General features: G+C 74.3%; 10 protein-coding genes. 4 read left to right on the top strand and 6 right to left on the bottom strand.

Annotation, left to right across the window (positions count from 1 at the left end; all coding sequences use genetic code 11):
* Positions 1-101: 101 nt before the first annotated feature.
* Positions 102-1,448 (top strand): hypothetical protein, encoded by a 1,347-nt coding sequence (locus Ae331Ps2_RS23650; RefSeq protein ID WP_020623148.1) that lies wholly within the window; start codon positions 102-104, stop codon positions 1,446-1,448.
* A gap of 68 nt (positions 1,449-1,516) precedes the next feature.
* On the opposite strand, the gene fabG is transcribed toward Ae331Ps2_RS23650, so the two are convergent.
* Positions 1,517-2,275, bottom strand: a complete 759-nt coding sequence (gene fabG / locus Ae331Ps2_RS23645; RefSeq protein ID WP_075306464.1) for a 3-oxoacyl-ACP reductase FabG — start codon at positions 2,273-2,275, stop codon at positions 1,517-1,519.
* A gap of 166 nt (positions 2,276-2,441) precedes the next feature.
* Between fabG and Ae331Ps2_RS23640 the strand changes: the two genes are divergently transcribed.
* The 3 genes from Ae331Ps2_RS23640 (at position 2,442) to Ae331Ps2_RS23630 (ending at position 5,067) form a co-directional block, all read left to right on the top strand.
* Positions 2,442-3,200 carry a class I SAM-dependent methyltransferase gene (locus Ae331Ps2_RS23640; RefSeq protein ID WP_075306466.1) on the top strand — a complete coding sequence of 253 codons (759 nt, stop codon included), beginning with the start codon at positions 2,442-2,444 and terminating at the stop codon, positions 3,198-3,200.
* Positions 3,201-3,467: 267 nt separating this feature from the next.
* On the top strand, positions 3,468-4,286 hold the full coding sequence (locus Ae331Ps2_RS23635) for an iron-siderophore ABC transporter substrate-binding protein (RefSeq protein WP_369804835.1): 819 nt from the start codon (positions 3,468-3,470) through the stop codon (positions 4,284-4,286).
* A gap of 19 nt (positions 4,287-4,305) precedes the next feature.
* Complete coding sequence (locus Ae331Ps2_RS23630) at positions 4,306-5,067, top strand: SDR family NAD(P)-dependent oxidoreductase (protein WP_075306470.1); 762 nt, start codon at positions 4,306-4,308, stop codon at positions 5,065-5,067.
* A 70-nt stretch (positions 5,068-5,137) separates the two neighbouring features.
* Here Ae331Ps2_RS23630 and Ae331Ps2_RS23625 read toward each other — a convergent pair whose 3' ends face one another.
* From Ae331Ps2_RS23625 to Ae331Ps2_RS23605, 5 genes are all read right to left on the bottom strand, one after another.
* Positions 5,138-6,202 carry an ABC transporter substrate-binding protein gene (locus Ae331Ps2_RS23625; protein WP_233147537.1) on the bottom strand — a complete coding sequence of 355 codons (1,065 nt, stop codon included), beginning with the start codon at positions 6,200-6,202 and terminating at the stop codon, positions 5,138-5,140.
* Complete coding sequence (locus Ae331Ps2_RS23620) at positions 6,199-6,966, bottom strand: ABC transporter ATP-binding protein (protein ID WP_075306472.1); 768 nt, start codon at positions 6,964-6,966, stop codon at positions 6,199-6,201. Before Ae331Ps2_RS23620 ends, Ae331Ps2_RS23625 begins: the two co-directional genes overlap by 4 nt.
* Entirely contained in the window at positions 6,963-7,973 is a 1,011-nt protein-coding gene (locus Ae331Ps2_RS23615; RefSeq protein ID WP_075306474.1) for an iron ABC transporter permease, read from the bottom strand. The genes Ae331Ps2_RS23620 and Ae331Ps2_RS23615 overlap by 4 nt, the downstream gene beginning before the upstream one ends.
* A 64-nt stretch (positions 7,974-8,037) precedes the next feature.
* The gene (locus Ae331Ps2_RS23610; RefSeq protein WP_075306476.1) at positions 8,038-9,144 is read right to left on the bottom strand and encodes a cytochrome P450; all 1,107 of its coding nucleotides are present in this window, start codon (positions 9,142-9,144) and stop codon (positions 8,038-8,040) included.
* A gap of 38 nt (positions 9,145-9,182) precedes the next feature.
* The gene (locus Ae331Ps2_RS23605; protein WP_249265396.1) at positions 9,183-10,772 is read right to left on the bottom strand and encodes a Na+/H+ antiporter; all 1,590 of its coding nucleotides are present in this window, start codon (positions 10,770-10,772) and stop codon (positions 9,183-9,185) included.
* Positions 10,773-10,776: the final 4 nt, after the last annotated feature.

Raw genomic sequence — 10,776 nt, 5'->3', positions numbered from 1 at the left:
GAGCGTCACGCCGTCCCTCCCCGACGACGTCAGGACCGAGGTCCGCGTCCCGGACCCCCCGGTTCCGGTCCGGCCTGCGCCGGGCCCCGGCCCTGGCCCTGGTGCTCTCGGGGGTCCTCGCCCTCGCCGCCTGCACCTCGGGGGTCGGCGGTGACGACACCGCCGGCGGCACCGCGCCGTCGTCGGCCCTGGAGGCCTCCGCGAAGGCCGTCGACCTGGGCAGCTGGCGGTGGGACAAGCAGCCGGGACCGATGGAGATCGGGGTGACCCACACCCAGGACAGCCTCGACGACACCGAGCCGGCGCAGGCCCGCCAGCGCGGGGTCGACATCCTGTCGAGCCTCGGCCAGGAGTACCAGAACCACCACATCATGGGCTTCGGCACGCTCAACCCCGAGCCGCGGCCCGGTGAGTTCGACTGGGGCTCGCTGGACCGCCGGATGCAGCTCACCGAGGAGACCGGCGGCAAGGCGATGCTGACGCTGTGCTGCTCCCCGGACTGGATGAAGGGCGCACCGCGCGACAGCGGCGACACCCGCTGGGACCGGCTCGAGAAGGCCCCGCTGCCCGAGCACTTCGCCGACTTCGCCAACCTCGCCCGCGAGGCCGTGCAGCGGTACCCGCAGGTCGACCGCGTCCTGGTGTGGAACGAGCTGAAGGGCTTCTACAACCAGGCCGAGAACCGCTGGGACTACGAGGGCTACACGAACTTCTACAACCAGGTCTACCAGGCCGTGAAGTCCGTCCGGCCCGACGTGCAGGTCGGCGGCCCCTACGTCGTCATGAGCAGCGTCCCGGTGGACTCGCACGACGCCTCGAACATCCGCGGCCCCTGGGGGGCGCTCGACCAGCGCCCGCTCGACGTCCTGGACTACTGGCTGAAGAACAACGTCGGCGCGGACTTCATCGTCGTCGACGGCTCGACCACCAACCGCGGACAGCAGGACGCGATCTCCCCGGTCGACGTCGGCGCGGAGAAGTTCTCGGTGATCGACCGCTGGATCCAGGAGCGGACGCAGCTGCCCATCTGGTGGGCCGAGTTCTACGCGAACGTCCCCGCCGACGCCCAGGCCGGCTTCGACTCCCCCGCCAGCGCGGTCTCGACGATCGCCGCCCTGCAGGCGATGGCCCGCTCCGGCACCCAGGGCGCGCTGCTGTGGGGTCCCGAGGGCAGCAGCTCGCTCGAGTACTCCTCGCTGTGGACCCCGGCCACCGAGGAGAACGGCGGCCAGGCGACCCCGCTGACCGAGGCGTGGCGCTGGCTGGTGCCCCGGCTCCGGGAGGGCACCGTAGAGCTGGGCCGGGCCACCGACGGCTCCTCGCTGGGCGGTTTCCGCGCGGCCGACGGCTCGATGCTGCTGGTCAACTTCTCCGCCGACGCGGTGCCGGTGTCCGGCCAGGAGGACATCCCCGGCTGGGCGATCGTGCCGATGACCACCAGGTCCTGACAGCTCCGCGACGGCCACGACGGGCCGGCACCGCAGCAGCGGTGCCGGCCCGTTCGTCGTGGGGCGGGTCAGGCCTTCGGGCCACCGGCCACGTAGATGACCTGGCCGCTCACGAACGACGAGCGCTCGTCGACGAAGAACGACACGGTCTGAGCGATGTCCTCGGGCGCGCCGGGGCGCTGCACCGGGATCTCCTTGGCCCGGGCGGCCTTGAAGTCCTCCCAGTCCACGCCGATCCGCTCGGCGGTCGCCTTGGTCATCTCCGAGGCGATGAAGCCGGGGGCGATGCAGTTCACGGTGACGCCGAACTTGCCGAGCTCGATCGCCAGGGTCTTGGTGAAGCCCTGCATGCCGGCCTTCGCCGCGGAGTAGTTCGCCTGCCCGCGGTTGCCCAGCGCGGAGGTCGACGACAGGTTCACGACCCGGCCCCAGGCGGCGTCGACCATGTGCTTCTGCACCGCACGGGTCATCAGGAAGGCCCCGCGCAGGTGCACACCCATGACCGCGTCCCAGTCGTCGACGGTCATCTTGAACAGCAGGTTGTCCTTGGTGATGCCGGCGTTGTTGATCAGCACGGTGGGTGCGCCGAGGCGCTCGGTGACCGCGTCGACGGCGGCGGCGACGGCCTGCTCGTCGGCGACGTTCGCACCGAACGCGGCCGCGGTCCCGCCCGCGGACTCGATGGCCTCGACGGTCGCCTTCGCGGCCGACTCCTCCAGGTCCAGCACCGCGACCTTGTGTCCGTCGGCGGCGAGCCGGATCGCGGTGGCGGCCCCGATGCCGCGCGCCCCACCGGTGACGATCGCGGTCCTCTGCTGCTGGGTCATGTCTCTCCTCGCTGATCGACGGTGATCTCCGGGTGTCTCCCGCTGCCGATCGTGTCACCCCCTACCGCCGCGTCACATCGCGGTCCGTGCGACGTCGCTCACCCCCGATCGGATGCCTCGGGTGCACTAGCGTCGAGGTGTCCGTTCCCGACCAGGAAGGATTTTCATGGCCGTCGAGCGTTCCGAACCGACCTACCGGCTTGCTCTGCCGGAGCCCACGACCTCGTTCGAGCAGGACGCGGAGTACTGCGTCATCGACCTCGGACACGGGTGGACCGAGTACCGCTTCCACGACTACGACGAGCTGTTCAAGATCCCCGGCCTCTACGAGAAGCTGTTCTACGACATCCTGCAGTGCCAGTCCCCGGCCGTGGTCGCGGGCGCGCTGGCCGAGCAGCTCGACGCCGTCGGTGTCGACCCGTCCGGGCTGCGCGTCCTCGACGTCGGCGCCGGCAACGGCATCGTCGGCGAGGAGCTGCGCGCCCGCGGCGTCGGGAAGGTCGTGGGGATCGACATCCTGCCCGAGGCCCGCGACGCCGCCGAACGCGACCGCCCCGGGGTCTACGACGACTACCACGTCGTCGACCTCACCGCCCTCGACGACGAGACCGTCGAGAACATCTCCTCGGGCGGCTTCGACGCCCTGACCTGCGTCGCCGCGCTCGGCTTCGGTGACATCCCACCCGCTGCGTTCCGCACCGCGTTCGACATGGTCGCCGACGACGGCTTCGTCGCGACCACCCTGCGGGACGACTTCCTGACCGACGGCGACACCTCCGGGTTCGCCGGCCTCATCTCGTCGCTGCTGGCCTCCGGCGAGCTCGAGGAGCTCGGCGCGACCGTCTACCGGCACCGGCTCGCGACCAGCCGTGACCCGCTGCTGTACCGGGCCGTCGTGGCCCGCAAGCGCCGCCCGCGCGACTGACCCGGCGCGTTCGCACCGGTCCGCGCCGCGTCGACCGGTGCGAACGCGCAGCCGCGAGACCTTCCGGACATTACGGGTTAGGTAAGCCTCGGCTATTGTCCCGGCGTGCTCCGACGACTGATCATCCTGCTGGCCCTCGCGGGCCTGCTCACCGCCTGCGCCTCCGATCCGGGCCCGGCCGCCGCGCCGGCCGGCTCCGACGGCGCGTTCCCCGTCCGCATCGACAACGCCTTCGGCACCGCGGAGATCCCCGCCCGCCCGCAGCGCGTGGTGGCCCTCGGCGTCACCGACGCCGACCCCGTCCTCGCCCTCGGCGTCACCCCGGTCGCGCTGGCCGGCTACGCCTTCTACGAGGAGACCGGAGGGCTCGGGCCGTGGGCTCGCGGCCTGGTGCGGGGTGAGGCACCGCAGCTCCTCACCGAGACCGAGCCGAACCTGGAGCGCATCGCCGCGCTGCGCCCGGACGTCATCATCGCGCTGTCCTCGAGCATCGACCAGGCCGCCTACGACCAGCTGACCGCGATCGCGCCGGTCGTCGCACGGCCCGCCGGCACGATCGCGTTCGGGGTGAGCCGCACCGACCAGATGCGCGCCGTCGCCACCGCGCTGGGTGAGACCGCGCGCGGCGAGGAGCTGATCCGCACCGCCGACGCCGCGTTCTCCGACGCCGTCGCCGCGCACCCGGAGTTCCGTGGCAAGGTCGGCGCCACGGTGCTGCCCTTCGACGGCAAGTACGGCGCCTTCACCGCCGCCGACGCACGCGGGCAGTTCATGACCGGCCTCGGCTTCGCACAGCCGCCGGCGATCGCCGAGCGCGACGACCGGAAGAGCTTCTACGTCGAGGTCTCCTCCGAGCAGGCCGGCCTGCTCGACGGCGACGTGCTGGTGATGCTGGCCGACGAGGGCACCACGAAGCAGCAGGTCGACTCCGACCCGGTCCTGCGCCAGGTGCCGGTCGTCGCCCGCGGCGACATGGTCGTGCCCGACGCCGACACCCGGGGCGCGATGACCTACAACAGCGTGCTCTCGGCCCCGTTCGCCCTGGAGCGGCTCGTCCCCCAGCTCGCCGAGAAGCTCCGCGGCTGATCCGGGTTAGGGTCCCTGCGTGACTGTGATGGAGCGGTTCCGACTGGACGGCCGGGTCGCCGTCGTCACCGGTGCGTCGTCCGGCCTCGGTGTGGCCTTCGCGAAGGGCCTCGCCGAGGCGGGCGCGGACCTCGTGCTGGGCGCGCGACGGGTCGACAAGCTGGCCGACACGGTGGCACTGGTCGAGGCGACGGGCAGGCGCGCGGTCGCCGTCGCCACCGACGTGGCGAAGCCCGAGGACTGCCGGGCGCTGGCGCAGGCCGCCGTCGACGGGTTCGGTCGGCTCGACGTGCTGGTGAACAACGCCGGGATCGGCACCGCCGTCCCGGCCCTGAAGGAGACCCCCGACCAGTTCACCTCGGTCATCGACGTGAACCTCAACGGCTCCTACTGGATGGCGCAGGCCTGCGCGGCGCACATGGCGCCGGGGTCGAGCATCGTCAACATCTCCTCGATCCTGGGCCTGACCACGGCGTCGCTGCCGCAGGCGGCCTACTCCGCGTCCAAGGCGGCGATCGTCGGCCTGACCCGCGACCTGGCCCAGCAGTGGACCGGGCGGCGCGGGATCCGGGTCAACGCGGTCGCGCCCGGCTTCTTCGCCTCGGAGATGACCGAGCAGTACCCGGACGGCTACCTGGAGCGGATGTCCGAGCGGATCCCGGTGGGCCGCAAGGGCGACCCGGAGGAGCTGACGGCGGCCGTGCTGTTCCTCGCCTCGGCGGCCGGTGGCTACGTCACCGGTCAGACCTGGGCCGTCGACGGCGGCATGACGATCACCTGACCGACCGGCCCGGATCGGATCGGATCGGAGGTCCCGGGGGCGCCGCGCGGCGCCCCCGGGACCTGCGCACTCAGCTGCGGGGCACGTCGTCCGACTCCGGGGTCAGGCCGGAGGCGGGCACCAGGTTCCAGCGCTCCAGCGCCGCCCGCACCTGCTCGGCGGCGTCGACGTTGAGCGGGCCCGAGGTCCACAGGGCGTAGGGCAGGTTCAGGAACCGGTTCTCCCGGACCGCGGGCAGGTCGCGGGTGTCGGGGCGGCTCTTGAGCACCGCGACCTTCTCGGCGAAGGTCTGCGGCGGGTAGTCGACGAACAGGAACGCGGCGGGCTGCGCCGTCGCGACCCGCTCCCACGAGACCTGGGTCCAGGTGTCGTCGACGTCGGACAGCGCGTTGCGCGCCCCGGCCGCTTCCATGATCGCCTGCGGGGCGCCGAAGCGGCCGCTGGAGTACGGCGACTCGGTGCCGCTGTCGAACAGGAACACCGTCGGCGGGGTCGCGGCCTTCGGTGCCCTCCCCAGCGCGGCGAGCCGGTCGTCGAGGTCGGCGACGACGCGGTCGGCGTCGGCGGTGTGCCCGGTGATCGTGCCGAGGTTGTGCAGGTCGTCGCGCAGCGCCGTCCAGGGGTCGACGATGCCGCGGGCACGCTGCCCGTCGGCCTGACGGCAGGACTCGGTCAGCACGTAGGGGGCGATGCCCTGCTCGCGCAGCCGGGCCGGGGTGAGGTTCTTCTCCTCGCTGTAGCCGTAGTTCCAGCCGGCGACCATCACGTCGGGGTCGCGGGCCAGGACCGTCTCCAGGGTCGGGTACTGCGGTGCCGCCTGGGCCAGGCCGTCGACGGCGGCGCCGTAGTGGCGGCGCAGCGTCTCGGCGTCGCGCTGCATGCTCGACACCGCGGCGACCCGGTCCTGGGCACCGAGCGCCAGGACCATCGAGATCATGTTGCCGTCGTTGACGAACATGCGCTGCGCCGGGGACGGGAACGACGCCGGCGCCCCGCAGTTCGTCACGGTGACCGTGCCGGCCGGGGCATCGGCGGCGGGCGGAGCCGGGGCCGGGGCCGAGCAGGCTGCGAGGGCGACCGCCCCCGCGGCGAGGACGGCGGACAGCCGCAGTGGACGGGTGGGCAGGAGCGTCACGGAGTCTCCCCGGGTAGGTCGAGCAGGAGGCGGGACCGCCCGGTCACCGGGTGCGTGACGCGGGCGGCGGCGACCCCGAAGACCCGTGAGACGGTGTCGGGGTCGAGGTCGGGCACGGCCGGGAGGGCCCGGCCGTCGTGCAGCACGACGAGGCGGTCGCACCAGCGGTCCGCGAGGTCGAGGTCGTGCAGGCTCACCACGACGGTCCGGCCGAGTGAGCGCACCAGCTCCAGCAGGCCCAGCGCGTGCCGGACGTCGAGGTGGTTGGTGGGCTCGTCGAGCAGCAGGACCCCGGCGTCCTGGGCGAGCCCGCGGGCGAGCAGCACCCGGCGCCGTTCCCCGCCGGAGAGCCGGTCGACCGGCCGGTCGGCCAGGCCGTCGAGCTGGACCGCGGCCAGCGCGGCGGTGACCGCGGCCCGCTCGGCCGCGTCGCCACCCGACCACGGCGGCCGGTGCGGGACCAGGCCGAGCGCGACGACCTCCCCGACGCACAGGTCCGCGGGGAGGTCCTCCTCCTGGCCGACGAAGGCGATCCGCCGGGCCCGCTGCCGGGCCCGCAGCGCGGTCAGCGGGGTGCCGTCGAGCAGCACGCGGCCCGCGGCGGGTCGGCGAATCCCGGCGAGGGCGCGCAGCAGGGTGGACTTGCCGCTGCCGTTGGGCCCGACGACGCCGAGCACCTCCCCGGGCTCGACCGCGAGGTCGACCCCGGCCAGCACGGTGCGCCCGCCGAGCACGCAGGACAGGGTCTCGGCGCGCAGGCTCATGCCGTGCTCCCGGCGGTCCGGTAGCGGCGGCGCCCCATCAGGACCAGGAACACCGGGGCGCCGATCAGCCCGGTGACCACGCTCAGCGGCATCTCGGTGGGCCGCACCGCGATCCGGGCGGCGACGTCGACGACGACCAGGAACAGCGCCCCGGCCAGCGCCGCCACCGGGACCAGCACCCGGTGCCGGGAGCCGACCAGCAGCCGGGCCAGGTGCGGCACGACCAGCCCGACGAAGCCCACCGCGCCCGAGACCGCGACCAGCACCCCGACCGCGGTCGCGCAGACCGCGAACAGCGCCGCCCGTGCGGCGGTGACCGGCACGCCGAGCGCCGCCGCGGTGTCGGGTCCGGCGTTCAGTGCGTCGAGCCAGCCGCTGGAGGCCAGGAACAGGACGAGCACCAGCCCGACGGTCACCGCGGGCACCGCGACCCGGTCCCACTGCGCCCCGGACAGGCTCCCCAGCAGCCAGAACAGCACGGACTGGGCGGCCGCCGGGTCGCCGGTGCGGAACACGAGGAAGCTCGCCGTCGCCGAGAACGCCGAGCCGAGCACGGTGCCGGTGAGGATCAGCCGGATCGGGGTGATCCCGCCCTGGGCGACGGCGATCGCCCCGACCAGCGCCCCGGCCGCGAGGGCGCCGAGCAGCGCCCCGGTGAACAGCGCCCAGGTGCCGAGCGCACCCAGCACCCCGGTGGTGATGACGGCCGTGGCGCCGACGCTCGCGCCGGAGGACACCCCGAGCAGGTAGGGGTCGGCGAGCGGGTTGCGCACCAGGGTCTGCACCCCGGTGCCGGCGAGTGCGAGGCCCGCACCGACGATCGCGGCGAGCAGCGAGCGCGGCATCCGCAGGTCCCACACGATCGTCGAGACCGGGCCGGGACGGTCCTGCAGCACCGCGTCGACGACCCTCGCGACGGGGAGGACCTCGGCGCCGAAGGCGAGCGAGCCCAGGAGCGCGACCGCCAGCAGCGCGGCCAGGGCCACCGTCACCGTCGCGGAGCGCACCGACCGTCGTTCCCACACCTGCACAGTTCATCATGTGGCGGCAGCTCGGTGACTGCGGGGAAGATCACCGAGCGGGACGCAGGTGCACCCGTAGACCGGCGAGCCGCGGTCCGCCGGACCCGCCGGGGTGCACTTCGACGAGGCCGGTGGCCGGAACGGTGGGCCGGGCGTCGGGGAAGTCGTCGCGCAGCACCTCCAGCATCGTGCGCAGCTCCAGCCGGGCCAGGTGCGCACCGGCGCAGAAGTGCGGGCCGTGCCCGAACGTCAGCGGATGTCCCTGGGTCGGGCGGGCGTCGATCCCCCGGATGTCGACGAGCACCGGAGCCCCGGCAGGCAGCGCCCGCCCGGCGAGGTCGACGGCGGTGCGGGCGAAGCGCCACAGCGAGTAGGGGGCGGGCGGGTGGACCCGCAGCACCTCGGTGACCAGCGCGTCGAGCTCGTCGGCGGTGCGGCCGGCGAGCCCGGAGTCCAGGGCGTGGGCGACGACGTAGCCGAGCGCGGCGTCGGTGGTGAGCTGACCGCCGAACACCAGGCCGAACACGAGGTAGCCGACCTGGGCGTCGTCGAGGTCGGGCAGGGCCGCACGCAGGCCGGCCGCGACGCCGTCGCCGGTCCCGTCGGTGACCGCGGCCGTGCCGATCGCCTGCAGCCGTCCGAAGGCGGCGCCCGCCACGGCCGGGTCGGGGCTCCACATCGCGCGACAGGCGTCGACGGCGTCGTCGAGGAGCCCCGGCGGGGCACCGACGACCTCGAGCACGACGGCAAGCGGGTACCGGATGGTGACGTCCTCGGTGAGGTCGACCTCGCCGGGGCCGAGGCCGTCGAGCAGGCCCGCGGCGATGGACCGGATCCGTCCGGCGTACGGAGCGAGCGCGCGGGCCGACAGCAGCGGAGCGTGCGCGCGGCGCAGCCGGGCGTGCCCGGCGCCGTCGGCGGTGGTGAGCGACAGCCGCTCGACGGCCGGGGGTTCGAGGTCGGTGACGCCGGGCGGGGCGAGCGCGGGGTCCTTGGCGAACCGCGGGTCGGTGAGCACCCGGCGGGCGAGCGCCTCCTCGGTGACCACCCACACGGCGGGCCCGCCGGGGAGCGTCGTGCGCACGACCGGACCTCCGGCCGGCGCGGGGTCCGGTTCGGACAGCGAGCGGGTACGGGCGGTGAACGGGCACGTCATGGCTCGATCGTGCCCGCGGACGCGGACACCTCCGGTCCTCAGTCGAGCAGCACCGTGCGCAGGTCGAGGCGGCGCAGCACCCGGTCGACGGCGTGCGGGTCGACACCGGGCTCGCGCCGCGCGGCCAGCACCTCGGTCCGGGCGGCCGCCAGCGCTGAGGCCTGCGCCTCGGCGAACGCCCGGCGGGCCTTCTTCACCGCCGCGATCCGGGACCGTTCCTCCTCCGACGGCGTCTCCCCCGACAGCACCCGCTCCAGCCGTTCGACGCGCTCCCGCATGGCGGTGCCGACCTCCTCGGGCAGGCCGCGGACCGTGCGTTCGAACTCCAGGGTGGCGACGGCGGCCCGGCGGGCCCGCAGCACGATCTCGCGTTCGGCGCGGTCCTCGGCGTCGGCCTCGTCGTCGATGTCGAGGGCGCGGACCAGCATGCCCAGGGTGAAGCCGGGCACGAGCAGCGTCACGAACAGCACCGACACCGCGATGAGGACGAGCTCGTCGCGGGCGGGGAACGGCGCCCCGGACGCGGTCTGCAGCGGCAGCGACAGCGCGAGGGCGAGCGTCGCGAGGCCCCGCATGCCGCACCAGGACAGGAGCACGGCCTCGCGTCCGGTGAGCGGGGCGGCGCCGGCCGCGGCGGCCCCGTCGCCGTCGCGGGCCAGCACCCGCCAGGCGACGACCATCCAGAGCACCCGCACCGCGACGACGACCACGCACACGACCGCCGCGTGCGCGAGCATCGTCGGCAGCTCGTCGCCCGCGGCGAGCACGACCTGGCGCAGGTCGAGCCCGATCAGGCCGAACGCGAGCCCGGTCACCAGCAGCTCGACGACGTTCCACAGCGAGGACTGGGTGAGCCGCTCGGCCGCCTCGTCGGCGTCCGCCCCGGCCCGCAGCTGCAACGCCAGCACGACGACCGCGATGACCCCGGACGCGCCGAGCTCCTCGGCCGCCAGGTAGGTGGCGAAGGGCAGGACCAGGGTGAGCGCGCTGCGTCCGGTGGCGTCGGTGACCCGGCCGAGCACCCGCCGGGCCAGCCAGGCGACCCCGAGACCGATGAGCACCGCCCCGGCCGCGCCGAGGACGAACCGAAGCCCCAGCCCCAGCGGGCTCAGCTCGCCGCCGGAGACGGTGGCGAGCACCGCGGCCTGGAACACGACCAGGGCCGTCGCGTCGTTGAACAGCCCCTCGCTCTGCAGCACGGCCACCACCCGGCGCGGGATCGGGACCTGCCCGGCGACCGCCTCGACCGCCACCGGGTCCGGCGGGGCCACCATCGCGCCCAGCGCGATCGCCGCGGTCACCGCGATCCCCGGGACCAGCAGCCACACCGTGCCCGCCACGACCGTCGCGGTGACCAGCACCAGCGCGACGGCGAGCAGCGCGATGGACCGCCACCGGGCCCGGAACACCGCCCACGACGTGCGCTGCGCGGTGGCGAACAGCAGTGGCGGCAGGAACAGCGGCAGGATCAGCTCGGGGTCGATGACGAACGCGTCGGGCAGGCCGGGCAGCAGCGCGACGACCACGCCGAGCACCACCATCAGCGCGGGCCAGGGCAGCCGCAGCCGGTCCCCCACCCCGACCAGGACGACCGCGGCCACCATCATCCCGACGAGCACGAGCAGCATCTCC

Source organism: Pseudonocardia sp. Ae331_Ps2 (genome assembly GCF_001932405.1).
In the GTDB taxonomy this organism is placed as follows: domain Bacteria; phylum Actinomycetota; class Actinomycetes; order Mycobacteriales; family Pseudonocardiaceae; genus Pseudonocardia.
This window is presented reverse-complemented; position numbering and strand designations above follow the sequence as displayed.

Excerpts from the sequence above, each read along its gene's own strand:
- fabG (WP_075306464.1), bottom strand. The coding sequence starts at position 2,275 with ATGACCCAGCAGCAGAGGACCGCGATCGTCACCGGTGGGGCGCGCGGC.
- Ae331Ps2_RS23640 (WP_075306466.1), top strand. The coding sequence starts at position 2,442 with ATGGCCGTCGAGCGTTCCGAACCGACCTACCGGCTTGCTCTGCCGGAG.
- Ae331Ps2_RS23620 (WP_075306472.1), bottom strand. The coding sequence starts at position 6,966 with ATGAGCCTGCGCGCCGAGACCCTGTCCTGCGTGCTCGGCGGGCGCACC.
- Ae331Ps2_RS23610 (WP_075306476.1), bottom strand. The coding sequence starts at position 9,144 with ATGACGTGCCCGTTCACCGCCCGTACCCGCTCGCTGTCCGAACCGGAC.
- Ae331Ps2_RS23605 (WP_249265396.1), bottom strand. The coding sequence starts at position 10,772 with ATGCTGCTCGTGCTCGTCGGGATGATGGTGGCCGCGGTCGTCCTGGTC.